At 63.8% G+C, this 26,251-nt stretch carries 34 protein-coding genes; 4 read left to right on the top strand and 30 right to left on the bottom strand.

The features are described 5' to 3' along the window. Nucleotides 1–76 precede the first annotated feature (76 nt). The 16 genes from BCUN_RS06590 to BCUN_RS06525 form a co-directional block, all read right to left on the bottom strand. Complete coding sequence (locus BCUN_RS06590) at nucleotides 77–460, bottom strand: hypothetical protein (RefSeq protein ID WP_033515909.1); 384 nt, start codon at nucleotides 458–460, stop codon at nucleotides 77–79. Then, nucleotides 457–1,134: a MerR family transcriptional regulator gene (locus BCUN_RS06585; RefSeq protein WP_051920886.1), complete on the bottom strand. Its 678-nt coding sequence runs from the start codon at nucleotides 1,132–1,134 to the stop codon at nucleotides 457–459. Before BCUN_RS06585 ends, BCUN_RS06590 begins: the two co-directional genes overlap by 4 nt. Nucleotides 1,135–1,178: 44 nt before the next feature. Beyond that, nucleotides 1,179–1,619 carry an FHA domain-containing protein gene (locus BCUN_RS06580; protein WP_033515907.1) on the bottom strand — a complete coding sequence of 147 codons (441 nt, stop codon included), beginning with the start codon at nucleotides 1,617–1,619 and terminating at the stop codon, nucleotides 1,179–1,181. Between the two features lie 5 nt (nucleotides 1,620–1,624). Then, nucleotides 1,625–2,485 (bottom strand): DUF881 domain-containing protein, encoded by an 861-nt coding sequence (locus tag BCUN_RS06575; RefSeq protein ID WP_051920885.1) that lies wholly within the window; start codon nucleotides 2,483–2,485, stop codon nucleotides 1,625–1,627. A 3-nt stretch (nucleotides 2,486–2,488) separates the two neighbouring features. Further along, the gene (locus BCUN_RS06570; protein ID WP_033515905.1) at nucleotides 2,489–2,821 is read right to left on the bottom strand and encodes a small basic family protein; all 333 of its coding nucleotides are present in this window, start codon (nucleotides 2,819–2,821) and stop codon (nucleotides 2,489–2,491) included. Continuing rightward, nucleotides 2,821–3,792, bottom strand: a complete 972-nt coding sequence (locus tag BCUN_RS06565) for a DUF881 domain-containing protein (protein WP_033515903.1) — start codon at nucleotides 3,790–3,792, stop codon at nucleotides 2,821–2,823. Before BCUN_RS06565 ends, BCUN_RS06570 begins: the two co-directional genes overlap by 1 nt. Before the next feature lie 8 nt (nucleotides 3,793–3,800). Next, nucleotides 3,801–4,391 (bottom strand): CDP-alcohol phosphatidyltransferase family protein, encoded by a 591-nt coding sequence (locus BCUN_RS06560; protein WP_033515901.1) that lies wholly within the window; start codon nucleotides 4,389–4,391, stop codon nucleotides 3,801–3,803. Nucleotides 4,392–4,407: 16 nt separating this feature from the next. After that, nucleotides 4,408–5,259, bottom strand: coding sequence for an ATP phosphoribosyltransferase (gene hisG, locus BCUN_RS06555; protein ID WP_033515899.1), 852 nt, complete (start codon nucleotides 5,257–5,259; stop codon nucleotides 4,408–4,410). Nucleotides 5,260–5,327: 68 nt separating this feature from the next. Further along, nucleotides 5,328–5,591, bottom strand: coding sequence for a phosphoribosyl-ATP diphosphatase (locus BCUN_RS06550; RefSeq protein WP_033515897.1), 264 nt, complete (start codon nucleotides 5,589–5,591; stop codon nucleotides 5,328–5,330). Nucleotides 5,592–5,619: 28 nt separating this feature from the next. Continuing rightward, the gene (gene rpe / locus BCUN_RS06545) at nucleotides 5,620–6,285 is read right to left on the bottom strand and encodes a ribulose-phosphate 3-epimerase (protein WP_033515895.1); all 666 of its coding nucleotides are present in this window, start codon (nucleotides 6,283–6,285) and stop codon (nucleotides 5,620–5,622) included. A 43-nt stretch (nucleotides 6,286–6,328) separates the two neighbouring features. Beyond that, nucleotides 6,329–7,255 carry a prolipoprotein diacylglyceryl transferase gene (gene lgt / locus BCUN_RS06540; RefSeq protein ID WP_033515893.1) on the bottom strand — a complete coding sequence of 309 codons (927 nt, stop codon included), beginning with the start codon at nucleotides 7,253–7,255 and terminating at the stop codon, nucleotides 6,329–6,331. Between the two features lie 40 nt (nucleotides 7,256–7,295). Continuing rightward, nucleotides 7,296–7,487 carry a hypothetical protein gene (locus BCUN_RS12785; RefSeq protein WP_238552345.1) on the bottom strand — a complete coding sequence of 64 codons (192 nt, stop codon included), beginning with the start codon at nucleotides 7,485–7,487 and terminating at the stop codon, nucleotides 7,296–7,298. Further along, entirely contained in the window at nucleotides 7,430–8,371 is a 942-nt protein-coding gene (locus BCUN_RS06535; protein WP_238552347.1) for an ABC transporter substrate-binding protein, read from the bottom strand. The genes BCUN_RS12785 and BCUN_RS06535 overlap by 58 nt, the downstream gene beginning before the upstream one ends. 185 nt (nucleotides 8,372–8,556) lie before the next feature. Further along, nucleotides 8,557–8,700: a hypothetical protein gene (locus BCUN_RS12780; RefSeq protein WP_238552344.1), complete on the bottom strand. Its 144-nt coding sequence runs from the start codon at nucleotides 8,698–8,700 to the stop codon at nucleotides 8,557–8,559. Between the two features lie 367 nt (nucleotides 8,701–9,067). Beyond that, complete coding sequence (gene trpA / locus BCUN_RS06530) at nucleotides 9,068–9,976, bottom strand: tryptophan synthase subunit alpha (RefSeq protein ID WP_051920884.1); 909 nt, start codon at nucleotides 9,974–9,976, stop codon at nucleotides 9,068–9,070. Beyond that, nucleotides 9,969–12,053 carry a bifunctional indole-3-glycerol phosphate synthase/tryptophan synthase subunit beta gene (locus BCUN_RS06525; RefSeq protein ID WP_033515891.1) on the bottom strand — a complete coding sequence of 695 codons (2,085 nt, stop codon included), beginning with the start codon at nucleotides 12,051–12,053 and terminating at the stop codon, nucleotides 9,969–9,971. The genes trpA and BCUN_RS06525 overlap by 8 nt, the downstream gene beginning before the upstream one ends. A gap of 308 nt (nucleotides 12,054–12,361) precedes the next feature. Between BCUN_RS06525 and BCUN_RS06520 the strand changes: the two genes are divergently transcribed. The 4 genes from BCUN_RS06520 to BCUN_RS06510 all read left to right on the top strand — a co-directional run bounded on the left by BCUN_RS06520 (nucleotide 12,362) and on the right by BCUN_RS06510 (nucleotide 14,683). Further along, on the top strand, nucleotides 12,362–12,667 hold the full coding sequence (locus BCUN_RS06520) for a hypothetical protein (protein ID WP_152598075.1): 306 nt from the start codon (nucleotides 12,362–12,364) through the stop codon (nucleotides 12,665–12,667). A gap of 156 nt (nucleotides 12,668–12,823) precedes the next feature. After that, nucleotides 12,824–13,129 carry a hypothetical protein gene (locus tag BCUN_RS06515; RefSeq protein ID WP_033515887.1) on the top strand — a complete coding sequence of 102 codons (306 nt, stop codon included), beginning with the start codon at nucleotides 12,824–12,826 and terminating at the stop codon, nucleotides 13,127–13,129. Nucleotides 13,130–13,352: 223 nt separating this feature from the next. Then, entirely contained in the window at nucleotides 13,353–13,505 is a 153-nt protein-coding gene (locus BCUN_RS12625; protein WP_169744064.1) for a hypothetical protein, read from the top strand. Nucleotides 13,506–13,660: 155 nt separating this feature from the next. Then, nucleotides 13,661–14,683 carry an adenosine deaminase gene (locus BCUN_RS06510; RefSeq protein WP_033515885.1) on the top strand — a complete coding sequence of 341 codons (1,023 nt, stop codon included), beginning with the start codon at nucleotides 13,661–13,663 and terminating at the stop codon, nucleotides 14,681–14,683. Nucleotides 14,684–14,754: 71 nt separating this feature from the next. Here the strand turns inward: BCUN_RS06510 and BCUN_RS06505 are convergent, their stop codons facing one another. From BCUN_RS06505 to BCUN_RS06445, 14 genes are all read right to left on the bottom strand, one after another. Next, a complete protein-coding gene (locus BCUN_RS06505; protein WP_033517453.1) occupies nucleotides 14,755–16,326 on the bottom strand; it encodes a chorismate-binding protein in 1,572 nt (523 codons plus the stop codon). Nucleotides 16,327–16,331: 5 nt separating this feature from the next. Beyond that, nucleotides 16,332–16,733 (bottom strand): phosphoribosyl-AMP cyclohydrolase, encoded by a 402-nt coding sequence (hisI, locus tag BCUN_RS06500; protein ID WP_033517452.1) that lies wholly within the window; start codon nucleotides 16,731–16,733, stop codon nucleotides 16,332–16,334. 51 nt (nucleotides 16,734–16,784) lie between these two features. Further along, nucleotides 16,785–17,555, bottom strand: coding sequence for an imidazole glycerol phosphate synthase subunit HisF (gene hisF / locus BCUN_RS06495; RefSeq protein ID WP_033517450.1), 771 nt, complete (start codon nucleotides 17,553–17,555; stop codon nucleotides 16,785–16,787). A gap of 177 nt (nucleotides 17,556–17,732) precedes the next feature. Next, nucleotides 17,733–18,458: an ABC transporter permease gene (locus BCUN_RS06490; protein ID WP_033517448.1), complete on the bottom strand. Its 726-nt coding sequence runs from the start codon at nucleotides 18,456–18,458 to the stop codon at nucleotides 17,733–17,735. Next, nucleotides 18,455–18,769, bottom strand: coding sequence for an ATP-binding cassette domain-containing protein (locus tag BCUN_RS12775; protein WP_051920883.1), 315 nt, complete (start codon nucleotides 18,767–18,769; stop codon nucleotides 18,455–18,457). The genes BCUN_RS06490 and BCUN_RS12775 overlap by 4 nt, the downstream gene beginning before the upstream one ends. Further along, nucleotides 18,754–18,969: an ATP-binding cassette domain-containing protein gene (locus tag BCUN_RS12770; protein ID WP_051920882.1), complete on the bottom strand. Its 216-nt coding sequence runs from the start codon at nucleotides 18,967–18,969 to the stop codon at nucleotides 18,754–18,756. The genes BCUN_RS12775 and BCUN_RS12770 overlap by 16 nt, the downstream gene beginning before the upstream one ends. Continuing rightward, a complete protein-coding gene (locus tag BCUN_RS06480) occupies nucleotides 18,962–19,534 on the bottom strand; it encodes a TetR/AcrR family transcriptional regulator (RefSeq protein WP_033517446.1) in 573 nt (190 codons plus the stop codon). Before BCUN_RS06480 ends, BCUN_RS12770 begins: the two co-directional genes overlap by 8 nt. Nucleotides 19,535–19,630: 96 nt before the next feature. Further along, the gene (gene rlmN / locus BCUN_RS06475) at nucleotides 19,631–20,824 is read right to left on the bottom strand and encodes a dual-specificity RNA methyltransferase RlmN (RefSeq protein WP_033517445.1); all 1,194 of its coding nucleotides are present in this window, start codon (nucleotides 20,822–20,824) and stop codon (nucleotides 19,631–19,633) included. A gap of 46 nt (nucleotides 20,825–20,870) precedes the next feature. Next, complete coding sequence (locus BCUN_RS06470) at nucleotides 20,871–21,821, bottom strand: phosphatidate cytidylyltransferase (protein WP_033517443.1); 951 nt, start codon at nucleotides 21,819–21,821, stop codon at nucleotides 20,871–20,873. 113 nt (nucleotides 21,822–21,934) lie between these two features. Beyond that, on the bottom strand, nucleotides 21,935–22,489 hold the full coding sequence (frr, locus tag BCUN_RS06465; RefSeq protein ID WP_033517441.1) for a ribosome recycling factor: 555 nt from the start codon (nucleotides 22,487–22,489) through the stop codon (nucleotides 21,935–21,937). Nucleotides 22,490–22,558: 69 nt separating this feature from the next. Then, nucleotides 22,559–23,305 (bottom strand): UMP kinase, encoded by a 747-nt coding sequence (pyrH, locus tag BCUN_RS06460; RefSeq protein WP_033517455.1) that lies wholly within the window; start codon nucleotides 23,303–23,305, stop codon nucleotides 22,559–22,561. Between the two features lie 183 nt (nucleotides 23,306–23,488). After that, a complete protein-coding gene (tsf, locus tag BCUN_RS06455) occupies nucleotides 23,489–24,349 on the bottom strand; it encodes a translation elongation factor Ts (RefSeq protein ID WP_033517439.1) in 861 nt (286 codons plus the stop codon). 158 nt (nucleotides 24,350–24,507) lie between these two features. After that, on the bottom strand, nucleotides 24,508–25,515 hold the full coding sequence (rpsB, locus tag BCUN_RS06450; RefSeq protein WP_033517437.1) for a 30S ribosomal protein S2: 1,008 nt from the start codon (nucleotides 25,513–25,515) through the stop codon (nucleotides 24,508–24,510). 250 nt (nucleotides 25,516–25,765) lie between these two features. Further along, entirely contained in the window at nucleotides 25,766–26,251 is a 486-nt protein-coding gene (locus BCUN_RS06445; RefSeq protein ID WP_033517435.1) for a peptide deformylase, read from the bottom strand.

Below are 26,251 nucleotides of genomic sequence, written 5' to 3'. Positions count from 1 at the left end.
CTGTACACTATAATCCGATAATGTACGTTATGTCAGATTTGACGCTGCGGACACTCCCCAGGTGTCTTTGGGCCCGTCACTTGTCGCCCGTGGATTCATCGGCAACGGCATCCTGGTGCCCACGGTGCTCCTGCGCCGTCATGGCGCGGCGTGCCTGCATGTACATCAGTGCCAGTTCTCCCAGGATCAGCACGACCGCGATGATGGCCGACGGCCAGCCCAGGCGCTCGTACAGGGCGCGTGAATGTGCACTGATGGCATCCTTGTTGGCCAGGTAGATCGGGTATGGCAGCGCCACCATGACCAAAGTGACGAAATGGGCACCGATCATGGACCATGCCACTGGGCGGACCTGGCCGGCATGACCGTCGAAATAATGGCTTTGCCACAGTGTGATGCCGCACACCATCAGTGCGCCGGCCACCCCGATGACCCAGAGAATCGCCGGAAGTGCGTTCATTCATCCGCTCCTTGGTATTCGTTGCCGATCATGGCAGGTTGCATGGCGCCTTCCTCGTGGCCGGCCTCCTGCATCCCACGGCCAAGGCGGCTCATCCTCGGCGCCGGTCTCCTGCGTCCCACGGCCGGGCCGTCCGGAGAATGTCCCCGGACGCCGATTCCATCGGTGAGCTCCACATGGTCCTCGTGGCTGCACCGCACGGCCAGAGCATCCCATATGGCAGCAACCGACACCGCAAAAACCGCGTCTCCCTCGCTGAGCATCCTTGCCATCTCCTCCCCCACGTTTCCTTCATGGATTTCCTGGCCATCATAGACGATGGTCATGTGGGACAGTCGGTGGTCCGGCTGCGCCATGAGGTATTCCACCGCGTTGGTCACGTGCTGCAGATGGACCCCGATATCGAGGAGCTTCTTGGACACGGCAAGGGTGACGATATCCCTGAAGGAATACAGCCGGCGGGAACCCGACCCGTTGGACGGCTTGATGGAAGGCACCACGATGCGTTTGCGCGCCCAATAGTCAAGCTGACGATAGGTGATCCCCGCCACACGGCACGCCACGGTGCCCCGATAGCCGCGCACCGGCTCCACGATGTCAGTCAGGGGAAAGAGCTCCCCCTGTACCATGGTGTCGTCACCGGCAATCAGGGGAACGTCGACATAGCCATACATGGCCGGGACTTCCCCATTGTCACGCCGATTGCGGGCCGTCGTCCTCATTGGGCACGGATGGCTGACTTCGTGAAGTAGACGAGGCGGAACTTGCCGATCATGATCTCGTCGCCATTGTTGAGCACTGCCTGGTCCACCCGCTGCCGGTTGACATAGGTTCCATTGAGGCTGCCGGCATCCACCACTTCATAGCGACCGTTGACCCGGCGGAACACGGCATGGGCACGCGAGACGGTGGAATCATCCAGGAGGATGTCCGAACGTGGGTCGCGACCCACCGTGACCTGGTCCTCGTCAAGCAGGTATCGCGATCCGGACAGGGCGCCGCGGGTGGAGATGAGCAGTGCGGTGTTGTCGGAAAGACGGGTGATGGTCTCCAGGTCTTCCTGGGTCAGCGGACGATCCCCTGCCGACGTCACGGGGAACTGGATGGCGGGAAGGCCGATGATGGTGGTCTCCCCTGCACTTGGAATTGGTTCAGTCATGCTTGTCATTCTACAATCTTTGCGTACTTGTATTCCTGCACCGCCTTGGTCTGGGTGATCCGGACCTCGTCGGAAACATCTACGGTCACTTTAGCACCAAATTTCACCTTCAGTCGCGAGCCTACACCACCGGCCATATTCACTGCATTCTGCAGGTTGGTCGGGTCGCCTATGGCACGCACCACATAAGGCGGCTCCATGATCTGCCCGTCACAGACCAACCCGTTCGAAGAGTCGCTCACGTAGGTGGAGGTGACCACGCGCACATCATTGATGGCCATGACCTCGGCTCCCCCATTGCGTAGCTCCTCGATGAGGTTGAACATGGTGGAGGCATTCACTGGCTCCTTGCTGCCCTTGGAAATGCGCACGATGATTCCTTTGCCCTCGGCAGGCAGACGGCCCGACAGGATGCCGCTGGTCTCCTCGTTCTCCTTGGCGATGTTCTCGGCTTCCTTCTCCTTGTCCGCTGCAGCCTCCAGGGACCGCAGCTGGCGGTCGAGCTCGGCCTTGCGCTGTTCAAGGCGATCCGCCTGGTTGCTTGTCTCGCTGATCAGGCGTGTCAGCTCCGTCTCCGTAAGGGTCTCGTACGTCAGGTCCTTGTTGTTGATCTGGATGACATACCCATAGGAAAGCATGGCGCACAGTACGGCGACCAGCGTTCCCGTGGCGAGTCGCCGCTTGAGCGAGGATGTTCGCCTGGAAGAGATGGCTTTCGCCGGCTTGCGCTTGCGCACCACCGGGAAGGCGCCGGTGGTGGTGTCATCGTTGATCCTGTCCTTACGGTCCCGTGAGACGATGCGCTTGAGCAGGTCGGATTGTTCGCTGCCGTCGCCCTGCGTCCCTTCGTGTTCCGGATCGACCATGGCTCACCCCTGGAAGATGAAGCGGCGTATCGCCGAGACGTTGGAGAAGATACGGATGCCGAGCACCACGATGACGGCGGTCGACAGTTGCGATCCGACGCCCAGCTGGTTTCCCAGGAGGACCAGCAAGGTGGCGGTGACGACATTGGACAGGAAGGAGATGACGAAGACCTTGTCGGAGAAGCTGCGTTCGAAATAGGAACGTGCGGCGCCGAGCAGCGCATCCAGTGCGGCCACCACCATGATCGGCAGGTAGGGCTGCAGGAAGACGGGGATGTCCGGTCGCACGAACAACCCCACGACCACGCCGACAATAAGTCCCAATACCGCTGCCATCAGCTGATCCTCCTTGCATAGGTGACCTGGCCCGCCGTGGCGGCCTCCAGGCGTAGGGAACGTTCCTCGCTTATCTTCGGATGCATGCCGGCCTTCTGGAAGTCGGCATACAAGGTGGGCAATGCATCCTTGCCCATGGCCTTCGCCAATTCGGTCCGGTTGCCGATGGCCTGGATGACGTAGGGGCTTTCGATGGCGGCCGTGCCGATGAGTATGTTGTTGCCCGCCATGCGAATCGAGGTCTGCACGCCAAGCCGGTTGCCGTTGACGGCGATTGCCTCGGCACCATGCTGCCACATGAGGCACACCAGCTCCTGCAGGTCGTAGTCGGTCACCACACGCAGCTTGCTGCCGGCGGATTCCCTCGGCACGGATCCGTTGGCCTCGTCGGTGGAGGCTGCCAGCGGATCGGCAATGGTCATGACGATCCCCTCCCCTTCCATGGCCGTCATGCCGGCGGCTGCATCGTTCTGCCGGACCAGCCGTTCGATGGGCGACTGCTGTATCGACTCGGATTGCTCGTCGATGCTCTTGCGCAGGTCGGCGATATCCTGCTCCAGCGTGGCCACGTGATCGTCGTTCTCGACCAGTTGGCTGGCCAACTGCTCCCTGACCTGCTTGCGGGGATCGGTGTTGAGCTGCCGCACGAACTGGCTTCCCTCGAAACCGACGGCGATGCAGATGAGGAACACCACGATGCGTGTCGCCCAATATGCCATCTTGGAGTCGGGTTTGCTCACCAACCGTGAGTCGTTGTACATCTGGTCGAGCGGCCGGTTGATCAGGTCGTCGATGAGCTGCAGCGAGCCGTTGGAGCCATGGCGCCGACGGTCGGTCCTGGACCCTGAGGGGGGATCCGCGTGGTGCGACGAGATACCGGCATATGAGCATGAGAAGACCGCCCGGCGCCGCAGCGGGGCCGTATCACCGGACACCGGGTATACCGGTGGAATCTGCCTCTCGTTATCCAATGCCTATGTCATTCCTTCCGCAACAACCCGATGCCCTGCCGCAGGTACAGCACGCCGGCCAACCAGTACAGGCCGATTCCCCAGATCGCGCAAGCGACGGCTGCGAGATGCAGCCACTGGGAGGCCGCCATGGCCGGCCTGATGTCCGCGACCATGAGACCCACGATGGAGAGCAGGAGGATTGCCGTGCCCGTCTTTCCGACGAAATGGACGGGAAGCGGACCGTAGTCATGCTGGGCGAGCATCAGGGTCAGGATCGCCATGACCACGTCACGCAGCGCCACGAGCACCAGCATCCACCAAGGCAGTACGCCGCTGACGGCAAGGGCCAGGATGCTGCAGAAAATCAGCAGACGGTCCGCGATGGGATCGAGCAACTGGCCGATCTTGCTCACCTGGTTGAACCTGCGGGCAATGAGTCCGTCAAGTCCGTCGGAAGCCGAGGAAACCGCCAGGACCAACAATGCCCAGATCATATCATGGCGCGCAATGAGCCATGCGATGAACGGTATCGAGATGATGCGCAACACGCTGATGATGTTCGGCACCGTGAAGACGAGGTCGCGTGCCTCGGGACTATACTTGTCATCCACTGCCATAGGAGCATCGGCCCCCTCACATGCGGGATGCCTGAATGGCGGTGACGATGATGCCCCGCGCGCCCACCTCGTAAAGTTGGTCCATCAGCTGGTTGACCTTGGCCTTGGGCACCATGACGCGCACTGCCGACCATTGCTTGTCGTGCAAAGGCGAGATGGTGGGACTTTCGAAGCCCGGGGTGACCTGAACGGCCGTCGACACCTTCTCCACCGGGATGTCGAAATCCATGAGCACGTACCGCTTGGCGGTCAGGACGCCCTGGAGGCGGCGCGTCAGGCGTGTCAGGCGTTCGTCATCCTTCCCCAGGCGCGGAGAACGGATGAGCACCGCCTCGGAATGCACGATGGGGTCACCGAAGATGCGCAGGCCGGCGTTGCGCAACGTAGTGCCGGTGGACACCACGTCCGCGATCAGGTCGGCAACCCCGAGCTGCACGGAGGACTCCACGGCTCCGTCGAGGTGGATGGTCTCGGCATGGATGCCCTGTTCGACCAAGTAGTCATGCACCAGCTTGTCGAAGGAGGTGGCCACGCGCTTGCCTTCGATGTCCTGCAGGCTGGTGATGGGGGAATCCTGCGGGGCCGCGAAACGGAAGGTGGACGCACCGAATCCCAGGTCCATGACTTCTTGCGCGTCCGTCCCCGAATTGAGCAGCAGGTCATGGCCGGTGATGCCGACGTCGATGGTGCCCCTCCCCACATACACCGCTATGTCGAGCGGCCGCAGGTAGAACAGTTCCACGTCGTTGTCGGGGTCTTCCACCACCAACTGTCGCGGATTGCTCCTCAGCTGGTAGCCGGCTTCGGCCAGCATGTTCCACGCCGGTTCGGAAAGCATGCCTTTGTTGGGTACCGCGATGCGCAGCATTCATCCTCCAGAAAGATTGTCGGTCTGTCGTGATCGGACTGTTCCCGGGTAAGGCCCGGGGAACCCGTTCACAGGTAACGGTAGACGTCCTCAAGGGTCAACCCGCGGTCGATCATCATGACCTGCAGGTGGTAGATCAGCTGGCTCATCTCTTCGGCGGTGCGGTCCGCGCCTTCGTATTCGGCGGCAATCCAGGTCTCCCCCGCTTCCTCGACGATCTTCTTGCCGATGAAGTGCGTACCCTTGTCGAGCTCCTCGACGGTCAGCGACCCCTCGGGACGCGCGGCAGCCTTGTCCGTGAGTTCCGCGAACAGCGATTCGAAGGTCTTCATGGTGTGGTGTGTCCTCTCGGTGGTGTGGTCAGTCGCGGTATGCGGCAGCGGCCGCGTCGCGGATTTCATTGATGGCCTTGGCCGGATCGGCGGCCCCGTACACGGCCGAACCGGCCACGAGGATGTTGGCGCCGGCCTGTGCCACGGTGGCCGCAGTCGAGGGGCTGACGCCGCCGTCGACCTGGATGTTCGTCTTGAGTCCGCGGCGCGTAATCTCGTCACGCAGGCGACGCACCTTCGGCATCTGGTTGGCCAGGAACTTCTGTCCGCCGAAACCGGGTTCGACGGTCATGATGAGAATCGTGTCGAACTCCTCGAGGATATCGTAGAGCGGCTCCACGGGTTCGGCGGGACGCAGCGCGAACCATGCTTCGCAGCCCATGTCGTGCAGCTGGCGTGCCAGGCGCACGGGTGCATGCGTCGCACCGGCGTGGAAGGTGACGGAATGCGCACCGAGCTCGGCGTACCCGGGGGCCCACCGGTCCGGGTCCTCGATCATGAGATGCACGTCGACCGGCAGGTCGGTGACCTCGCAGATGCGCTTGACCACCGGCTCGCCGATGGTCAGGTTGGGCACGAAGTGATGGTCCATGACATCGACGTGTACCATGTCGGCGTTGGCGATACGGTCAAGATCCCGCTCGAGGTTGCAGAAGTCGGCGGAAAGGATGCTCGGTGCGATTTGAATCTCCATGGTTGCCCATTCTAGGTAGGACAAGCGACGAACCGTCCATCGTTCACTTCGTCCGCTTCGCCCGTTCCTCCCGTTCGCGTTCGGTGCGTGCCTCCAGTTCCGTAAGCGTGCGCAGCTTCTCCGCAAGCAATGCCGTAGGCTTGCCTGCCTTCTGGATGATGATGAACGCCACTGCCGCAGCCACGAACACGCAGATCGACACCCAGACGTTGACACGCAATCCGAGGATGGTATGCGAGAAATCGATGCGCAGCATCTCGATCCAGGTCCGGCCGAGCGTATACCACATGACATACAGCGCGAAGAGCGAACCCGCCTTGAGCTTGCGGGCCAGGTGGTGCCCAATCCAGACCAGCAGTGCCGCCCCGACGAGATTCCAAATCATCTCGTAGAGGAAGGTGGGATGGAACAGGGTGCCCGTCGGGCAGCTCGCCCCGTCGTAGCACTGTTCGACATTGCCGATGGCCGTGCCGGTATCGTTGAGCTTCAGGCCCCAAGGCAGCGTGGTCGGCTTGCCGTAGAGTTCCTGGTTGAACCAGTTGCCCAGCCGCCCGATGGCCTGGGCGACCAGCAGGGCCGGTGCGATGGCATCGGCCAGCAATGCCATCGGGTAATGCTTGTGGCGCATCCACGCCCATGCGCCGAGCGCTCCGAGCAGTATGGCACCCCAGATGCCCAGGCCCCCGTTCCAGATGCGGAATATCTCCACCCAGTCACCGGAAGGACCGAAGAACCGTTCGGGAGTGGTGACGACGTGGTAGAGGCGTGCACCGACGATGCCGCAGGGAACGGCGACCAGCGCAGTGTCGAGCACCTGGTCGAAGGTACCGCCGTAACGCTTCCAGCGGACCGACGTGATCCACACGGCTGCCACGATGCCGAGCAACATGGTGATGGCATAGAAATGGATGGTCAACGGCCCGATCTGGAAAGTGGAGATCGACGGCGATGGGATGTACGCGAGATTCATGGTGTCGATGGTAGCCGATTGAAGCGATATGTCACGCGCGCTAGGCCTCGGCGAATTGCGTGGATTGCGGCAGCATGCCGAGGATGTCCGCCTGTTCCTCCCACTCACGGGTCCATCCGTCCACGTAGGAGCGGCGGACGGCTTCCCATCCGCCGGTACCCTGTGCATATTCGGTCAGGGCGTCGGTGAGGTCATCCTGCCATTTCGAGTCGGGCAGCGTGAAGCTGCGCACTTCGGGCACGCCGTGGGCGGTGTAGGCGCGGGCTCGCGCAATGAGGGGTTGTCCGGCTGGTAGTCGTCGTCGAACGTGGTGAAGGGGACGGCGAAGCCCATGTCCTTGGAAAGGATCGTCCTCGCCTGGTCATCCGTGACGAGCCAGGAGATGAAGGCAAGGGTAGCTTCCTTGTCCTTGGTGGAAGCATTGCGATTGACGGCCCAGCTGGCGTCGTAGATTCCAGCAGGGCCATAGTGTTCCTCCCCCTCGATGCCCATGTAGTAGGGCAGCATCATGAGGTCATCGTCCTTGACGGCATCGTCCTTGATCTGGGTGTAGGACCAGACGCCATTGGGGTAGCAGACGGCCTTGCCGCGGGCAAATTCCGCGGTGACCTGCTCGTAGTTGCGTCCGGCGACCATGCTGGGGACCGTGGCGCAATGGTGCAGCTCAAATCGAACATGGTCCGGTAGACGTCCAGGTACTTGCCGTCGATGCGCGGGCTGAGGGTGGTGTTGCGGTCGCGGTATTCGTAGAACAGCGGCAGTCGCGACATGTGCGAGGTGAAGCGGTAGTGTCGGAGGATTCGAGGCCGGGGTGCTGAAGGCAGCGTCGACGCCGAGGTCCTCCCGGTGTTCGTCGATGGATTGGGTGACACGTTCGAGCGTGTCGTAATCCGTGATGTCGTCGGGAGAGTCGATGACGGCATAGTCCTTGGCCACATAGCGTTCGAGTATGGCACGGTTGGCGATGATGCCATACCATTCGGCTGCATAGGGCAGCGTATAGACGTTGCCGTCAAGCTGGTAGGCATTGCGCTTGCCGTCGTCGTCGAGCCTCTTGTAGGCATCGGTGTCCTGAAGGGTTCGAGGTGCTTGCGGAAGGCGGCAAAGGTGTCGTATCCGGTGATGGCGAACATGTCGGGGGCGCGGCTTTTCCCCAGTTCCGATCGCAGGGTCGTGTTGTAGTCGCCGGATGTGGCGGTGAGGACGTCGACCGTGATGCCGGTACGTTCGGCATAGAGGGTGGCCAGCCGGTCAAGCTGGCTGACGACTTCGGGTTTGCTGTTGAGGTAGTAGATGTGGCCCTATGTTCCGGAGGTACCGCATGCGGCAAGCGGCACCAGGCACATCGTACAGGCAAGTGCGGTGGTGGCGATGCGGTGGCGCAGGGCGCGCCCGCGCACAGGGATGATGGTCAACGGATCGCTGTCATGGTTCAGGACGGTCATGGTGTGTTCCTCCCCGGGCACGCCATCCCGCCTGTCGGCATATGCTTCGTGTGGGTACGTGTTGGCTTGCCGTCTGCGTAGGCAGCGTGGCAATGGCTCGGCGTGTCAGTCGTTCGTGTTGCAGGTGCGGTACCGCTGCGTTGCGGGTCGCATATGTCCTTCATGCCCCATGGTACCGCTTGCGTCACTTGGTCCGGAGACATTGCCGCCCAAGGCGCATCCCCTGCATGCAGATGCATCGTATTCGTCATGTTTTTCACATGGCCTTGCCGTGGCCGTCTGGACGATGCGGCCTACGTACGGCAAGGCGCCGCCCCGTCGCTTGGTTGACAGGGCGGCGCCTTGGATGTGACGGCAAGGACGGGCTTCAGCGCCTGCAGCCGTGGATGGCGTCGGCCAGGGCGGACGTGGTGTTGGCGAGCGCTCCCATCCCTTGGACTGGATCCTTGACGTCGCCGTCGGTATCCAGCAGGGTGTGCACCAAGGCTGATCCGACGATGACGCCGTCGGCGTACTTGCCCACGGTGGCGCCTTGCTCGGGTGTGGAGACGCCGATGCCGACGCATACGTTCTCCGCGTCGGCCGCGCGAGTGCGTTCCACCAGTCGTTGCGGACTTGCGTTGATGGTGGCCCGTTCGCCGGTGACGCCCATGCGCGATGCCGCGTAGACGAATCCGCGGGCATTGCGGGCCACGATGCGCAGGCGCTCGTCGGTGGAGTCGGGTGACACCAGGAATATGCGGTCGAGCCCGTGGCGGTCGGAGGCCTCGATCCATTCACCTGCCTCGTCGGGAATGAGATCGGGGGTGATGAGCCCCGCTCCCCCGGCGTTGGCGAAGTCGGCTGCGAAACGCTCGACCCCGTAGTGGAAGATGAGGTTCCAATAGCTCATGATGAGCGGGACGCCGCCGGCTTCGGCCACTGTCTCGACCGCCTTGAACACGTCATGGATGCGTTCGCCGTTGCGCAGCGCGATCTGGCTGGCTGCCTGGATGACGGGACCGTCCATGACGGGATCGGAGTATGGCAGGCCGATTTCCACGATGTCGCATCCGTTGTCGACCATTGTGCGGAAGGCTTCGAGGCTGAGGTCCATGGTCGGGAATCCGAAGGGCAGGTAGCCGATGAAGGCGGGCTTGTCCTGTGCCTTGAAGCGGTCGAACAAGGTGCGGCATGGACTCGGGGCGTGTGCGATGCCCAGCGGCTGTCCGGTTGGTGTCCCGTTGGCGGGTACGGTGTCGACGTCCATGATTGGTTCCTCCTGCTGTTCACGCATTGTTGCCTTGTGCTCCATTCGCCTCGAGTGCCTTGCTTTGTTCGTCGGTGAGGTACCCGAACCACTTGCCGGCGGTGTTCATGTCCTTGTCGCCGCGACCGGAGATGTTCACGATCATCACCGGATGCTCAACGCCTCGCTCCTTGAGGTCAAGGGCGGCCTTGTAGGCGCCTGCGACCGCATGGGAGCTTTCGATGGCCGGGATGATGCCCTCGGTTTCGCACAGGTCCTTGAAGGCTGCCATGGCCTCGCCGTCGGTAGCCCAGGAATAGCGCACGCGTCCGATGTCCTTGAGCCATGCATGTTCGGGTCCTACGGATGCGTAATCGAGGCCGGCGGAGATGGAGTAGGTGTCCAGGGTCTGGCCTTCGGAATTCTCCAACAGGTAGCTCTTGGCTCCTTGGAACATGCCCAGCTCGCCTGTGCCTGGTGCGAAACGGATGGCGTGGCGGCCCGACTCGGGGCCGTCACCGCCGGCCTCGTAGCCATAGAGGTTCACGCGCTCGTCGTCGAGGAATGCATTCATGACGCCGATGGCGTTGGAACCGCCGCCCACGCAGGCCACGACCGCATCCGGATGGTCGATGCCGTACCAGTCGTTGAGCTGCTGCTTGGCTTCCTCGCCGATGATCTTCTGGAAATCGCGTACCATGGCGGGGAAGGGATGTGGACCGGCGACGGTGCCGAGGAGGTAGTGGGTGTCCTCCACGTTGGTCACCCAGTCGCGCAGTGCCTCGTTGATGGCATCCTTGAGGATGCGGTCGCCGAGGGTGACCTCGACCACTTCGGCGCCGAGCATGCGCATGCGTGCCACGTTGAGGGCCTGGCGCCGGGCATCGACCTGTCCCATGTAGATGCGGCACTTGAGCCCCATCATGGCGCATACCGTGGCAGTGGCGACGCCGTGCTGGCCCGCACCGGTCTCCGCGATGACGCGCGTCTTGCCCATGCGCTTGACCAGCAATGCCTGTCCGATGGCGTTGTTGATTTTGTGTGCCCCGGTATGGTTGAGGTCCTCGCGCTTGAGGAAGACGCGTGCCTCGACCCCTGTCTTCTCCTTGAGGCGCGCGGCGAACCGCGGTGCCTCGGTCAGTGGTGAAGGCCGTCCAACATACTGCTGGTTGAGACGTGCCAGCTCCCGGTGGAACTCCGGGTCGCGCTTCGCGTCCTCATAGACGCGTTCGAGTTCGTCGAGCGCGCTGACGAGGGCCTCGGGAACGAAACGTCCGCCGTACTGTCCGAAATACGGTCCCTCATGTTCGCTCAATGGTGTCTGTTCGGATGCCTTCACTGTTGCTCCTGCCTTCACGAGTCGTTGCACGGCCAGGACGTGGTCGTCCGCGGTGGCGACGCCCTCGCCCACCAGTACCGCGTCGGCACCGGCCCGTGCATAGTCTTCCAGTTCCACGCTGCCGAACACGCCGGATTCGGCGACCTTGACCACGTCGTCCGGCAGCCCGTCCGCCAGCTCGCGGTACTTGCCGACGTCCACGCGCAGGTCCTTGAGGTTGCGCGCATTGATGCCGATGACCTTGGCGCCGGCAGCCCGTGCGCGGTCGATCTCCTCGACGGTGTGGGTCTCCACCAACGCCGTCATGCCCAGGTCATGGGTAAGGTCGAGCAGCCGTCGCAGGTCGTCGTCGGCGAGCGCGGCGACGATGAGGAGTATGAGGTCGGCTCCGTGTGCGCGTGCTTCCCAGACTTGGTAGTCGGTGGTGATAAAGTCCTTGCGCAGTACCGGGATGTCGACGTTGGCGCGTACTGCGTCCAGGTCGTCGAGTGATCCGTGGAAGCGCTGTTCTTCGGTGAGTACGGAGATTGCGCTGGCTCCTCCTGCGGCGTATTGGGCGGCGAGTGCGCCTGGGTCGGGGATGTCGGCGAGGTGGCCTTTGGAGGGGGATGCGCGTTTGATTTCGGCGATGACGGGGATGGCGTCTGGGCGCTTGAGCCATCGTGTCGCGTCCAGTGGGGCAGGCATGGTGGCTGCCTGTTCCTTGAGTTGTGCGAGTGTGGTGGCTTGTTCGCGGGCGCGTTGGTCGTGTTGTGCGCCGGCTACCAGTTCGTCCAGTACCGACATGGTCCTCCTTGTGTTGGTGGCGTTTGTGGTCGCCATGGCTCACTGTAGGGGATGGTGTGCGTGAGGGTCGAGCATTGTTTCATGTTGTGGGCGGATTGTGGTCATGGGAGGCGTGGGTGGTCTTGTTCAGTGGGTGCCGGTGAGGTGGAGGATGGTTGCGGCTGCCATGGCGAGCATGAGGAGCGCGAGGAATGGGCTGATGGCGAGTCGTTTGATGGGGTGTTTCGGCTTGTCGGCGAATCGTGGTGGCGGCGTTGGCGGCCATGGTCTAATGGGAGGGTAAATTCCCTTCGTGAAAGGAGCCGATGATGGCTGATATCAAGGAAACGTTCGACGAGCTCAAGGACAAGGTCGAGGCGAAGATCGATGAGGTCAAGGCCGACCATGAGGAGCGCAAGGCCGAGCGTCAGGACGACAAGATGGAGAAGGCCGCGTCGAAGGCGCAGGCGATTCGCGACGAGGCGTCGGCCAGGCTCAACGAGGCCACTGCGGCTGCCGCCAAGAAGGCCGACGAGATCAAGGACAAGGCGCAGGACAAGGTCAAGGAGGCGCAGGACAAGGCGCAGGAGACCATTCAGAAGGCTCAGGACAAGCTGGATGATCTCAAGAAGTGACGTTTCCTTCCTGTCGGTGCGGGAGGCGTGACCGGCCGGTTGGCTTGGTCCGCCTCCCCTTTTATTTTCCTGACGGAGAAAGAGCTGCACATGCCGTGTCCTGCCGTGTTCTAATGGGTGTGTCAATACACGTCTCGTGAATCGAAGGAGCCTGTCATGGCTGAGATCAAGGAAAAGTTCGAAGAGTTCAAGGACCACATGGAGGAGAAGCACGAGGTCCACAAGGCCGAGCGCGACGAGAAGAAGGCCGAGCGTGCCGAGGAGCATGCCGCCAAGGAGATCGCCAAGGAGGACAACAAGATCCGCGAGGCTGCCGACGATCCCGCCAAGAAGCGCGAGAAGGTCGAGGAGAAGGCCACCGACAAGAAGGACAAGGCCGAGGGCAAGGCCGCCGATCGTGAGGAGCAGGCCACCGAGGATCAGGTCAAGCTCAACGAGCGTTTCGGCACCCAGCTTGGCTGATTGCCTGACGTCGGTTGCCCGAGTGTGACCGGTAGGTGTTTTCGGGCCCGTACGCATTTCCGTGCGTATGGGCCCCTCCATGTTCGCAGGATGCGGCGAGCGTGTAGTGGACGCTGCTGAAAGTTTGCTGATTCTTCCGGACGTGGAATCGTCTTTGCGGCAAGCCCCGGCATGGTCTAATGGAGTCACACAACAAGTACGGATAGTACGAAAGGAGCCAATCATGACTGATATGGCGGAAAAGCTCGGCGAACTCAAGGGCAAGGCCGAAGTCAAGGCGGACGAGGTCAAGGAGAAGGCCGGCGAGCTCAAAGGCAAGGCCGAGGCCAAGCTTGACGAGCTCAAGAAGGACCATGAGGAGCGCAAGGCCGAGTGATCGACCTCGCTCCCGGCACGGGCCCGTACCAGCCATTGGCCGGTACGGGCCCGTGCCATTGGTGCGGCCTCCCCATAGATTGCGACGCCGGCATGCGCCCCCCCCCCCGGGCCGCGCACTGGATGCAACTTGTTTCCCTACAGGAAGGAGCCACCATGGCTGACGGTCGACTTGCCGCTGCGGTGCAGGCAATGCCGAAGACCGAGCTGCACGTGCATATCGAGGGGACGCTGGAACCCGGGCTGGCCTTGCAGTTCGCGGCACGCAACGACGTCGAGCTGCCGTGGACGTCGTTGGACGCACTCAGTGCACAGTACGAGTTCACGGACCTGCAGTCGTTCCTGGACCTCTACTACCGGCTGATGGGCACCTTGCGGCATGCGCAGGACTTCCACGACCTCATGCTCTCCTATCTCAGACGGGCCGCCCAGGACGGCGTACGCCATGCGGAGATCTTCTTCGACCCGCAGGTGCATCTGGCCAACGGCATCCCCTACGACACCGTGCTCGACGGGTTGCATGCCGGCTTGCGCGAAGGTGAGGAACGGTACGGGGTGTCAGGCGCACTGATCCTGTGCATCGTGCGCGACCTGCCGCTGCAGGATGCGGAACGCATGCTTGACCTTGCCGTCCCCAGGGCGGATGAGGTGCTGGGCATCGGCCTGGATTCCGCTGAAGTCGGCCACCCGCCGAAACTATTCGAACATGTGTTCGAACGTGCGGGCGACTTGGGTTGGCACCGCGTGGCGCATGCCGGCGAGGAGGCCGGCATCGACTACATGCAGCAGGCGCTGGACCTGCTGCATGTCGAACGCATCGACCACGGCGCACACGCGTTGGACGACGCTGCGATGATGCGCCGCCTTGCCGAGGAGCGCGTGCCGGTGACCCGCTGCCCCCTGTCGAACATCCGGCTGCACGTGGTGAAGGACGCCGAGGGGCTGCGCATCCGCGACTTCCTCGACGCCGGCGTCATCACCACGGTCAACTCCGACGACCCGGCCTACTTCGGCGGCTACCTGACGGACAATTACCTTGCGCTCGTACAGGCCGGATGCACGCTCTACGACCTGGCGCGTCTTGGGGAGATGTCGATCCAGGCGTCCTTCCTGGACCAGGGACGCAAGGCGGCGCTCCTGGAGGAATTCGAAGCCTGGAAGCTCGAGTATCTCGGCTGAGCGTGGCGTGTACGGCAGGGCCCGGCGACATCATATGTCGCCGGGCCCTGCCGTACACGCCACGCCATCGGCTAGCGGCCGTGACCTTCCAGGCGTTCCAACTGGGCGGCCAGCTGGATGGCCTCGACACTGGCGCCCGCCTTGTTGCGGGTTTCCTGCCACTCCGTAGCGGGTACCGAGTCGAGCACCAGTCCCGCACCCGCCTGGACGCTCGCCTGGTGGTCGCGGATGAAGGCGGTGCGGATGGCAATGGCCATGTCCATGTTGCCGGAGAAATCGAAATAGCCGATGGTGCCGCCGTAGATGCCACGGTCGGCGGGCTCCAACTCGTCGATGATCTCCACGGCACGCGGCTTGGGTGCCCCGGACAGGGTGCCTGCAGGGAAGGCGGACCGGAACACGTCGAAGACGCCCAGCGACGGGTCGACCTCGCCCACCACGGTCGAACAGATATGCATGATGTGCGAGAAACGCTTGATGTCCATGAGGGACACCACCTCGACAGTGTGCGGCAGGCAGACACGGCTCAGGTCGTTGCGGCTCAGGTCGACAAGCATGATGTGTTCGCTGGTCTCCTTGGGATCGGCAAGGAGCTCCCTGCCGAGCCGCTCGTCCTCCTCCGGCGTGGCGCCACGCGGACGGGAACCGGCAATCGGGAAGGTCATCGCATGCCCATGGTCGACCTTGATGAGCGTTTCCGGACTCGAACCGATCACGTTGAAATCCCGTCCCTGCGCATCCGTAAGCGCCATGAAATACATGTAGGGGCTGGGATTGAGCGTACGCAGCACCCGGTACACGTCGAAGGGGTCGGCCGGCGAATCGATGTCGACACGCTGCGAAATGACCACCTGGAAGACGTCGCCGTCGATGATGTGCTGCCGGGACCTTTCCACGGCACGCTCATACACCTCCTTGGCGGTACGGAAACGCAGCTCGGGCCGCGGCCTGGACGGGTCAAGCACATCCATGCGGAATTCGCCGTCCACGGGGGTGGCCACCATGCGCTGCATGCGGTCCAGGCGCGCCACCGCCTCGTCGTATGCCCCATCGGCACGTGTCGGCCTGTCATCCGTGTTCACCGCATTTGCGATGAGCCACACCGAACCGTCCACGTGATCCACGACGGCCATGTCGGTGGCCAGGGCGAGCACCAGTTCCGGCTGGCCGGTCTCGTCAGGGGCCTGCGCTCGCAGGGTGGGTTCCCAGTGCCGGATCGCATCCCAGCCGACCGTGCCCACCAGGCCACTGGTCAGGTTCGGCAGGCCATCGACCTGCGGCGCACGCAAGGCGGCCAGGGCGGCCCGCGCCACGTCCATGACATCGCCGTCCGTCGGGATCCCCGCGGGGACGGTGCCCAGCCAGTTCGCCCGTCCGTTGTCGGAACGCAGCTGGGCCATCGAATCGACGCCGATGAAGCTGTAACGGCTCCAGCTGCCGCCGTACTCGGCGGATTCCAGGATGAACGTGCCGGAACGTCCAGACGCGAGACGCTCGTAGAAACCGACCGGCGTCAGTGAATCGGCCAGCAGGCGGCGCACGACGGGAATGATGCGGTATCCCTCGTCCGCCAGGTCATGGAACCGGTCACGCCCCGGCCAGGTCTGCCCCCACGCGAGGTTCTTGACACTGTTTGCCGTCATTGACGTCACTCCTCCCCCGCTGCGCGTTCACCGATGACGACCGGCAACGGTCCGCCTTCGTCGAAACAGCTGCGCTTGCCCGTATGGCACGCCGCACCCACCTGGTCGACCTCGACCAGCAGGGCGTCCCCGTCACAGTCCAGGGATACGCCCTTGACGTATTGGACATGGCCGGACGTGTCCCCCTTGCGCCAGTATTCCCGGCGGGAACGCGACCAGAAGGTCACGCGTCCCTGGGTGAGGGTGCGGCGCAGCGCCTCGTCGTCCATGTACCCGACCATGAGCACCTCATGGGTGTCGTATTGCTGCACGACCGCGGCCACCAGGCCATGGTCGTCGTATTTGAGGCGCACCTTGAGGCGCGGGTCGAGGATCACGGAGTTGTCGTATGTCTCATTGTTCGTCATGGGAAGAGTCTGCCTGATTTCGTGCGTGTTGTAAAGGGGGCGTCGGGAAGGTCAGCGCACCGTGTAGCCGGCACGGCGCAGTTCGTCCTTGACTTCGCCGATCGTGACCTTGCCGTAGTGGAAGATCGACGCGGCAAGCACCGCGTCGGCGCCGGCGGCGATGGCCGGCGGGAAGTCCGCCGCCTTGCCGGCGCCGCCGGAGGCAATGATCGGGATGTGCACCTCGCGGCGCACCGCCTCGATCATCTCCAGGTCGAAGCCGGACTGGGTGCCGTCCGCATCCATGGAGTTGAGCAGGATCTCCCCTGCGCCGAGGTCCTGGGCCCGCTTGGCCCACCATACGGCGTCGATGCCGGTGGGCTTGCGGCCGCCCATGGTGGTCACCTCGAAGCCGGACCGGGTGTGCTGCTCGCCGCGTTCACGCCGGGCGTCCACGGACAGGACCAGCACCTGGTTGCCGAAGCGCTCGGCCACGCGGCTGATCAGGGACGGATCGTTGATGGCCGCCGTATTCACGCCGACCTTGTCGGCGCCGCAGCGCAGCAGGGAGTCGACGTCCTCCGGCGTGCGCACGCCGCCGCCGACGGTCAGCGGAATGAACACCTGCTCCGCGGTGGCGGACACCACGTCCACCATGGTCCTGCGATGGCCGCTGGAGGCGGTCACATCGAGGAAGGTCAGTTCATCGGCGCCCTGACGGTAGTATTCGGCGGCAAGTTCCACCGGGTCGCCGGCATCGCGCAGGTTCTCGAAATGGACGCCTTTCACCACCCTGCCGGCATCCACGTCCAGACACGGGATCACACGCACCGCCAACGACATCCTGCACACTCCTTCTCGGGGCCTCGTTTGCATGGGAAACGCAGTACAGCCTATCGGTCGGCTGTTACAAGCGACGCCAACGTCTCCGCATGCGAAACGGACGGTCGCCACGTCCCCGCACGGTGACTGCCGTGGGCATGGGCCATGGGCGACCCGCCGTTTCGCCGGGACCGGACGTCATCGGTCGCGTTTGCGCCACGCGAAGACTGCGACGGCGACGGCGTAGAGGGCTGCCGCCCAGGCGAGTACCGGCCACAGGTCGGGCCACAGTTCGCCCCAGCGTCCATGGACGCAGGCGTCGGCCAGTTGGGAGGCATGGTAGAAGGGCAGGACGTCACAGACCGCCTTGAAACCCTCCCCCATGACGTCGATGGGGAACCAGATTCCCGCGAACCAGCTGGCGAGGACGGTCAGGAGCGCACCGCACACGCCGCCGACGGCGCTGTCGCTCATCACGCTGCCGCACAGCAGGGCGATGGGGACGACGAGGACGACTGCCGCCAGCGTGCCCCAGGTGAAGCGGAATCCAAGGAGCATGGCCGCCAGGAAGGTGACCAGCGCCTGCGCCATGGCGATCAGGAGCATGGGCAGCGTGTATCCTGTCAGGAAGTCGGCAGCCGTCATGGGTGAGGCGAAGAGTCGTACCAGGAAGGCACCGGTACGGTCACGTGCCAGGAGCATGCCGCAGAAGAGGGCCATGAACACCGGTGCGAAGGTGGCGATGCCCGGTGCGAGCGCATCGATCGCGAAGCCCGGGTTGCCCGCGCTGCCCATCGAGGCGTTGATGGCGTGCAGCATCCACAGCAGGATGACAGGGAAGGCGATGGCGAAGAAGAGGTTGACGGGATCGCGCAGCACTTCCCTCATGATGCGGTCCGCGAAGGTACAGGTGCGACGGATCATTGCCGTGCTCCTTTCGTCAATGCGATGAAGGCATCCTCCAGCGAGTCGGCATGGGTGTCCTCCTTGAGCTGGGCGGGCGTGCCCACGGAGACGACCTTGCCGTCCACCATGATGCCGACACGGTCCGCCAGGGCCTCGACCTCCTCGAGATAGTGGGTGGTCAGCATGATGGTGACCTTGCCCTTGACGGATCCGATCACGTCCCACAGTTCATGCCTGGCGTACACGTCCAGTCCGACGGTGGGCTCGTCAAGGAACAGCACCTGCGGATCCGTGATCATGGCCATGGCGATGCTCAGGCGACGCTGCATGCCCCCATGACGGATGCGTCCCCGAGGGTGGGGCGGCTCACTCCGGTGAGCATGTCGATGGTGGTGGATTTCCCTGCGCCGTTGGTGCCGAGCAGGGCGAAGGTCTCCCCCTTCGTGACCGTGAGGTCGAGTCCGTCGACTGCCACGAGGCTCCCATAGCGCTTCGTCAGTCCCTTGGCGGCGATGGCCGGTTCAGCCACGGTGCCCCTCCTTGATGTGGTAGTCGCGCAGGGCGAGGTACAGGTCATCGACACTGCGGTTGACGAATGCTTGGTCGAGGTCGAGGTAGCCGGTGGCGATCATGCTTGCCAGGCCGTGGACGCCGACCCACACCTCGAGGTGGAACCGTTCGGCTTCCTCGTGGTCGATGCCCAGTTGGTCGGCCAGTACGTCGATGACCGGTTCGAGGTCATGCGCCTGGGTGCGGCGTTCCTCTTGGGTGATCGGCCGCATGAAGCGCATGCGGAACAGCTGCGGTTCGTCGTGTGCGAAGCCGATGTAGGCCATGCCGCTGGCCTGGTAGGGAGGGTATGCGCCGCTTTCCACGGCTTGCCGCACACGGCCGGCATAGAGTTCCTGCGCACGCTTCCAGACGGCATGGTGCACGCCCTCCATGGAACCGAAGGCATCGAAGATGGGCTTGACCGAGCATCCCAGCCGCTGGGCCAGGGAACGTGCCGTGAGTGCGTCGGGGCCGGATTCGCGCACGATGGACAGGGCTCCGTCGAGGATGTCCTGCGCGTTGTGTCGTTTACGTGGGGGCATGAGAGACCGCCTTTCTGTTAGATAACACGTGTTACCTTAACAGGTGCGGACAAACGAAAAGCGTCGCACGCATCGTAGGGAAGGAGACGGACGGGACTATGCGATGGAACCCCGTTGGTCGCGGACCTTGGCGGCCAGCTGCCCGCAGGCGCCGTCGATGTCCTGACCGCGCGTGTCGCGCAAGGTGGCCGTGATGCCGGCTTCATGCAGCACCTCGCAGAAACGCCGTTCGTCCTCCGGCTTGGACGCCGTCCACCGTGACCCCTCGATGGGGTTGAGCGGAATTGGGTTGACGTGGGCCCAGTCGTCGCCGTAGTGGTTGAGTCGCCTGGCCAGCAGCCGTGCATGCTCTTCCTGGTCGTTAATGCCGCGCATCAGTGCATACTCGATGCTCACGCGGCGCTTGCTGGCCAGGTAGTAGTCATGGGCTGCGTCCAGCACCTGCTCGACGTTGAACCGGCGGTTCATCGGAACCAATTCGTCCCGCAGCTCATTGCTCGGCGCATGCAGAGACACGGCAAGGCGCACCGGGATGCCTTCCTGGGCCAGCTTGCGGATGCCGGGCACGACGCCCACGGTGGACACGGTGATGTTGCGCGCGGATATGCCGAAGCCTTCCGGGGGCAGGGCGCTGATCTGGCGCACCGCGCCCATGATCGCCCGGTAATTGCCCATCGGCTCGCCCATGCCCATGAACACCACGTTGCTCAGGCGTCCCGGCCCGCCGGCCACTTCGCCCCGTTCCATCATGCGCGCCGCCACGCGTACCTGTTCGAGGATCTCACCCGCGGACATGTTGCGCATCAATCCCAGCTTGCCGGTCGCGCAGAACGGGCAGCCCATGCCGCAACCGACCTGGCTGGAGATGCACAGGGTCGTACGGTTCGGGTACCGCATGAGCACCGACTCGATCTTCGCATCGTCGAACAGGTTCCACAGGGTCTTGACCGTCATGCCGCCGTCGGCGACCTGCCGGGTCACCTCCGTGATGAGCGGCGGGAAGAACCGCTCCTGCGCGGCTTGCCGGGCGGAAGCCGGAAAATCGGTGAACTCGCTGGCCTCCACGTCGAAATGCCCGTAGTAATGGTTCGCCAACTGCTTGACACGGAACCTGGGGAGGCCGAGCTCCCTGGCCGCTTCGATGCGCTCGTCGGCGTCCATGTCCGCGAAATGCAGCGGCGGCTTGCCGCGGCGCGCATGCCCCTTCGCCAATACGTCCCGGAACGTGCCGGTCGTGCCTCCAGGGGTGATGCCCGTCTCGGGCATGTCCGTCGTATCCTGGTCGCTCATCCTCGTCCTTGTCGTTTCCATAGCCATCCGAATATGCAGGGAAAACTCACAGTCCCGCCAGCCACAGCGCCACGCACAGGAACGGGGCCGTCAGCAGGATGGAGTCCACGCGGTCCAGCACGCCGCCATGGCCCTTCAGCATGTGCCCCATGTCCTTGATGCCCAGGTTGCGCTTGATCAGGGAAGCACACAGGTCACCGAAGGTGCCCACCACGCCGATCATCACGCCGGCCACCAGCGGGAACCACCAACGCGTCGCCCACGTGGCTGCGTCATACGTGCACGCGAACACCGCATAGACGCCCGCGACTGCGAACAGGATGGAGCCGCACAGGCCCTCCACGGATTTCTTCGGGGAGATCGAGGGGCACAGCTTGTGCCTGCCGAGCCAGGCGCCGGCGAACAGGCCCCCGGTGTCGCCCAAGGCCGGCATGAACACGATCATGACGGCGTGGGCCACCGGGTGCCCATTGAAGGTCAACGGCATGACGATGCAGGAGGCCAGCAGCGGAATATACAGCACGGTGAATGCGGACACGGCCGCCTGGGTGAGCCGACTGTGCCGCTCCACGGCGGCACCATCGTCCACACGCTTGTCCGACGAGACCCGGTCCGTGCGGTCGGACGTCCTGATGCGACGCGAACCCATGACCACGGCCGCCAACAGGGTCACCATGACGCATAGTCCCATCGCCACCACGTGATGGGTGCTGAAATACACGGACACCAAGGTGACCGTGGAGCAGATCCAGAGCGTGACCAGCGGAATATGGATGTTGCGCACCGCAAAATCCACCCTCAGCTCCCACAGGCCCAGGATCATGAAGATCACCACGAGCAGCATGAACAGGACCGGACTGATCAACAGGCACGCCACGATCAGTACCACCAGCACCACGGCAGTGCCCACTGCCTGCGGCATGTTGCGACCGGTCTTCGAATTGATTGACCGAATCGTCTCGTCGGCATCCTTGTCGACCCGCGTCTTCGCCTTCATGCAGCTTCCTCTTCCAAACCAAGGACGCGCACTGGCGCGCATCCAAAACCATAACGCGGATGCGCGCCACGAACCGGTCAAGGCCCGCCGCGCGCATCCGCCAACCATGGAAGTCAGACCTCCATGATTTCCTTCTGCTTGCCCTCCAGCAAGGCATCCAGCTGGTCGGTGACCTGCTTGGTCACCTTGTCGAGTTCCTTGAGCAGGCGCTCGCCTTCGTCCTCGCCGAGCTCGCCGTCCTTGACGGCCTTGTCGAGACTTTCCTTGGTCTTGCGGCGGATGTTGCGCACCGCGACCTTGCCTTCCTCGGCCTTGGTCTTGGCGAGCTTGACGTATTCCTTGCGGCGTTCCTCGGTCAGCTCCGGCATGGTCAGCAGGATGACCGCGCCGTTGCGCCGCGGGCTGGCCCCCAGGTCGGAGTCGCGCAGGGCCTTCTCCACTGCATTCGCCTGCGAGGGGTCGAAGGGGGTGATGGACAGCGTGCGCGGCTCGGGCACGCCGATGGTCGCCATGGACTTCAACGGCGTCGGAGCGCCATAGTAGTCCACCGTGATGCCGTTGAGCAGGGCCGGATTGGCACGGCCGGTACGGATGCCGGAGAAGTTCTCCTTGGTGGAATCCACCGACTTCTCCATCTGGGCCTTCGCCTGCTCTACTGCGTTTGCCATGGGTTGTTCTCCTTCTGTTGCACGGGGTGCCTTCGTTGCACGCCCGTTCGTTTGATGGCGTCGACTTGCCTAGGCCAGCTCGGATTCGCCGTTGGACACCAAGGTGCCGACGGATTCGCCGAGGAGCGCGCGGGTGACGTTGCCCGGCTCTTCGAGGCCGAAGACGCGGATGTGCTGGTCGTTGTCACGCGCCATGGCCATGGCCGATGCGTCCATGACTGCCAGGTTGTCCACGAGGGCGCGCTTGTAGCTCAGGCGGGAGAAGCGCTTGGCGTGGTCATCCTTGCGGGGGTCGGCGGTGTATACGCCGTCCACGCCGTTCTTGCCCATGAGCACCTCGTCGCAGTGGATCTCCAACGAGCGTTGGATCGAGACCGTGTCCGTGGAGAAGTACGGCATGCCCGCACCGGCGCCGAAGATGACCACGCGCCCCTTCTCCAGGTGACGGATCGCCTTGAGGGGGATGTAGGGTTCGGCGACCTGGCCCATGGTGATGGCGGTCTGCACGCGGGTGGCCTGTCCCTCCTGTTCCAGGAAGTCCTGCAATGCCAGGCAGTTCATGACCGTACCCAGCATGCCCATGTAGTCGCCGCGCGAGCGGTCGATGCCCGCCTGCTGGAGTTCCGCGCCGCGGAAGAAATTGCCGCCACCGGTGACGATGGCCACCTGCACGCCCTGCTGCACTGCGGGAACGATCTCCTCGGCAATCCGACGCACCACGCCGGTGTCGATTCCGACCGAGCCGCCGCCGAAGGCCTCGCCCGATAGTTTCAGCAATACCCTGCGCGGGGAGTCCCCTGCCTGTTCCAATGCCATCCGCAAGCCTTTCAGCATAAGAGGTCCATTCCGGTTCGTCTCCCAAGGGTAACGGTGCGGTACGACACGGTCGGTGCCCCGGAACGACGTGAGCCGCCCACGCCCGGTGGGGCGTGGGCGGCTCGGTGACGTCATGGACGGACGCAGGGACGTCATGTCCTCGACGGGCGCCCGGAACGGTGCTTACTCGACGTCGGCCTCGGGAGCCTTGCCGACCTCCAGGCGGGCGAAGGCAAGGGCCTGGCCGCCGACTTCCTTGAACAGGTCGCCGATGGTCTTGGACGGATCCTTGACGTAGGCCTGCTCCAGCAGCACGTGCTCCTTGAAGAAGGCGTTGATGCGGCCTTCCACGATCTTCGGGACGATCTTCTCGGGCTTGCCCTCGGCCAGGGACTTCTCCGTGGCCACGCGACGCTCGGACTCGACGACGTCGGCGGGCACATCCTCGCGGGTGAGCCACTGCGCACCCATGGCGGAGATCTGCAGGGCGGCCTCGTGGGCCACGGCGGCGCCGGCCTCGTCGGTGGCGATCATCGCGACGATGCTCGGGGGCATCTCGGCGGACTTCTTGTGTGCGTAGACCTCGACATGCGGACCGCTGATCTTGCCGAACTGGCCGATCTTGACGTGCTCGCCGAAGAGGGCGGCCTCCTGCTCGATGTACTCCTTGACGGTGCCGTCCTCGGCCGGAGCCGCCAGGACGTCGTCGATGCCGTTGGCGTCGGCCTTGACGGCGTCGGCGAGCACGGTGTCGGCGAAGTCCACGAACTTCGGGGTCTTGGCCACGAAGTCGGTCTCCGAGTTGAGCTCGACGGCGTAGCCGACCTGGCCGTTGTCGCCGTCCACGACGGTGGAGGCGATGGTGCCTTCCTGGGCCTTGCGGCCTTCGCGCTTGCCGGCGGCCTGGATGCCCTTGGCGCGGATGATCTCCTTGGCGCGGGCGACGTCGCCGTCGGCCTCCGTCAATGCCTTCTTGACATCCATCATGCCTGCGCCGGTCTCCTCGCGGACCTGCTTGATCAAAGCTGCGGTGATTGCTGCCATTGATTTCTCCTCAGTATGACAATACGAAGCGTTTTCGTTGCCCCTTCCCGTCGGGGAAGGGAGGGCGGCGGCGCCGCCCGGTGCGTCCATGGGAGTCAACAGGACCGGCGCGGAATTATTCCGTCGGTTCCGCACCGGTCCCGTCGACCCCTCCGGGCTCAGTTCTGGGAAGCGTCGTGATCGGCGATGGACGCGGCCTCTTCCTCCTTGAGGACCGGGGTCTCGTCCGCATTGCCGGCCTTCACGTCGGCGGCAGCCTGCTCGGCTGCGTACTCGCCGGCGGCACGCGCCTGCTCGGAGTTGGCGTCGAGGTTCTCAGAAGCGTCCTTCGCGTCCTTGGGACCGCGGCGCTCGGCGTCCTCACGCACGTCCACGGAGACGGTGTGGGCGTTCTCCGTGAGCAGGTCCTTCTCCCACTCGGCCATCGGCTGGTCGCTCGCCTGGCCGGCGTTGTCGGAAGCCTTGGCGGCGTTGCCGGAGCGTGCCAGCAGACCATCGGCGACGGCGTCGGCGAACAGCGTGGTCAGCAGATCGATGCCGCGGATGGCGTCATCGTTTGCCGGGATCGGGTACTCGACGGCCTCGGGGTCGGCATTGGTGTCGACGATGGCAACGACCGGGATACCCAGCTTGTGGGCCTCGGAAACCGCCAGGGCCTCCTTGTTGATGTCCACGACGAACATGGCGGAAGGAGTGCGGTTCATGTTGCGGATACCGCCCAGCTGCTTCTCCAGCTTGTCCTTCTCGCGCTCGAGGAGCAGCAGCTCCTTCTTCGTCAGGCCGGAGCCGTGCACGTCGGTGAAGTCCATCTCCTCAAGTTCCTTGAGGCGGTTGACGCGCTTGGAGACGGTCTGGAAGTTGGTGAGCATGCCGCCCAGCCAGCGCTCGCACACGTACGGCATGTTCACGCGCGTGGCCTGTGCCTTGATGGCTTCCTGTGCCTGCTTCTTGGTGCCCACGAAAAGCACGGTGCCGTTGTGGGCGACCGTGGTCTTGATGAAGTCGTACGCGGCATCGATCAGGTCGAGGGTCTTGAACAGGTCGATGATGTAGATGCCGTTGCGCTCCGTGAGGATGTACTGCTTCATCTTCGGGTTCCAACGACGGGTCTGGTGTCCGAACTGCAGACCAGCCTTCAGCATGTCGCTCATGGTGATTTGAGCCATGGTATCGCTACCTTTCTGTCGGTTCTTGCCTGGCCATGCGCATCCGCGTGCAGCCTCCCATCCGGGAATGGCCGACCGACACGGACCGTCGCGTGCATGGCGCGAATTGGGTGCGTACCGGTTGACGATGATGGGGTGGACCACTTCCCCGCGACAGGGTCATGCTCCGATTGGCACGCAAAGAATCATGATAACACGTGCTCCCCACCACGGATGGCATGGCGGGGAGCACGTGTCCGTCACGGTGCCGCTAGGACCTGGCACCACGCATACGGCGCATGGCGGCACGCCGTTCGTCCTTCTCCAGCCGGTCGAGGTATACATGGCCGTCCAGGTGGTCGGTCTCGTGCTGGAGCATCCGCCCGAAGATGCCGTCCCCCTCGAGCACGACCTCCTTGCCGTCCAAGTCGATGCCACGCACCCGCGCATAGTCGGCGCGCTTGGTCTTGTACCACAACCCGGGCACGGACAGGCACCCCTCGTCGCCATACTGCTCACCGCGGGTTTCCTCGAGCACCGGGTTGAGTACGTAGCCTATCTTGCCGTCGATGTTGTAGGAGAACGCCCGCAGGCTCACGCCGATCTGGTTGGCGGACAGGCCCGCACGTCCCGGGTCGTCCACGGTGTCCAGCAGGTCCTGCACCAGGCGGCGCACCGCCGGGGTGATCTCCCCTATCGAATCGCATTTGGTGCGCAGGACCGGATCGGGAACTACACGAATCTCACGGATTGCCAC

The sequence above is a fragment of the Bifidobacterium cuniculi genome (genome assembly GCF_000741575.1).
GTDB lineage: Bacteria > Actinomycetota > Actinomycetes > Actinomycetales > Bifidobacteriaceae > Bifidobacterium > Bifidobacterium cuniculi.
The sequence above is the reverse complement of the archived record's forward strand: the minus strand, read 5'-3'. Positions and strand labels throughout refer to the sequence as shown.

Bases quoted from the DNA above. Each gene is read 5' to 3' on its own strand.
- BCUN_RS06580 (WP_033515907.1), bottom strand. From the start codon at position 1,619: ATGACTGAACCAATTCCAAGTGCAGGGGAGACCACCATCATCGGCCTT.
- frr (WP_033517441.1), bottom strand. From the start codon at position 22,489: ATGGCAAACGCAGTAGAGCAGGCGAAGGCCCAGATGGAGAAGTCGGTG.
- rpe (WP_033515895.1), bottom strand. From the start codon at position 6,285: ATGGAGATTCAAATCGCACCGAGCATCCTTTCCGCCGACTTCTGCAAC.
- BCUN_RS06505 (WP_033517453.1), bottom strand. From the start codon at position 16,326: ATGACGGCAAACAGTGTCAAGAACCTCGCGTGGGGGCAGACCTGGCCG.
- trpA (WP_051920884.1), bottom strand. From the start codon at position 9,976: ATGCGTGAACAGCAGGAGGAACCAATCATGGACGTCGACACCGTACCC.
- BCUN_RS12625 (WP_169744064.1), top strand. From the start codon at position 13,353: ATGACTGATATGGCGGAAAAGCTCGGCGAACTCAAGGGCAAGGCCGAA.
- BCUN_RS06590 (WP_033515909.1), bottom strand. From the start codon at position 460: ATGAACGCACTTCCGGCGATTCTCTGGGTCATCGGGGTGGCCGGCGCA.
- tsf (WP_033517439.1), bottom strand. From the start codon at position 24,349: ATGGCAGCAATCACCGCAGCTTTGATCAAGCAGGTCCGCGAGGAGACC.
- BCUN_RS06550 (WP_033515897.1), bottom strand. From the start codon at position 5,591: ATGAAGACCTTCGAATCGCTGTTCGCGGAACTCACGGACAAGGCTGCC.
- BCUN_RS06515 (WP_033515887.1), top strand. From the start codon at position 12,824: ATGGCTGAGATCAAGGAAAAGTTCGAAGAGTTCAAGGACCACATGGAG.
- BCUN_RS06480 (WP_033517446.1), bottom strand. From the start codon at position 19,534: ATGCCCCCACGTAAACGACACAACGCGCAGGACATCCTCGACGGAGCC.
- rlmN (WP_033517445.1), bottom strand. From the start codon at position 20,824: ATGAGCGACCAGGATACGACGGACATGCCCGAGACGGGCATCACCCCT.
- BCUN_RS06490 (WP_033517448.1), bottom strand. From the start codon at position 18,458: ATGATCCGTCGCACCTGTACCTTCGCGGACCGCATCATGAGGGAAGTG.
- hisI (WP_033517452.1), bottom strand. From the start codon at position 16,733: ATGACGAACAATGAGACATACGACAACTCCGTGATCCTCGACCCGCGC.
- BCUN_RS12775 (WP_051920883.1), bottom strand. From the start codon at position 18,769: ATGCAGCGTCGCCTGAGCATCGCCATGGCCATGATCACGGATCCGCAG.
- BCUN_RS06525 (WP_033515891.1), bottom strand. From the start codon at position 12,053: ATGTCGGTACTGGACGAACTGGTAGCCGGCGCACAACACGACCAACGC.
- BCUN_RS06520 (WP_152598075.1), top strand. From the start codon at position 12,362: ATGGCTGATATCAAGGAAACGTTCGACGAGCTCAAGGACAAGGTCGAG.
- BCUN_RS06470 (WP_033517443.1), bottom strand. From the start codon at position 21,821: ATGAAGGCGAAGACGCGGGTCGACAAGGATGCCGACGAGACGATTCGG.
- BCUN_RS06570 (WP_033515905.1), bottom strand. From the start codon at position 2,821: ATGGCAGCGGTATTGGGACTTATTGTCGGCGTGGTCGTGGGGTTGTTC.
- rpsB (WP_033517437.1), bottom strand. From the start codon at position 25,515: ATGGCTCAAATCACCATGAGCGACATGCTGAAGGCTGGTCTGCAGTTC.
- BCUN_RS12780 (WP_238552344.1), bottom strand. From the start codon at position 8,700: ATGACCGTCCTGAACCATGACAGCGATCCGTTGACCATCATCCCTGTG.
- BCUN_RS06510 (WP_033515885.1), top strand. From the start codon at position 13,661: ATGGCTGACGGTCGACTTGCCGCTGCGGTGCAGGCAATGCCGAAGACC.
- pyrH (WP_033517455.1), bottom strand. From the start codon at position 23,305: ATGGCATTGGAACAGGCAGGGGACTCCCCGCGCAGGGTATTGCTGAAA.
- BCUN_RS06585 (WP_051920886.1), bottom strand. From the start codon at position 1,134: ATGTATGGCTATGTCGACGTTCCCCTGATTGCCGGTGACGACACCATG.
- hisG (WP_033515899.1), bottom strand. From the start codon at position 5,259: ATGCTGCGCATCGCGGTACCCAACAAAGGCATGCTTTCCGAACCGGCG.
- hisF (WP_033517450.1), bottom strand. From the start codon at position 17,555: ATGTCGTTGGCGGTGCGTGTGATCCCGTGTCTGGACGTGGATGCCGGC.
- BCUN_RS06575 (WP_051920885.1), bottom strand. From the start codon at position 2,485: ATGGTCGATCCGGAACACGAAGGGACGCAGGGCGACGGCAGCGAACAA.
- lgt (WP_033515893.1), bottom strand. From the start codon at position 7,255: ATGAATCTCGCGTACATCCCATCGCCGTCGATCTCCACTTTCCAGATC.
- BCUN_RS06560 (WP_033515901.1), bottom strand. From the start codon at position 4,391: ATGGCAGTGGATGACAAGTATAGTCCCGAGGCACGCGACCTCGTCTTC.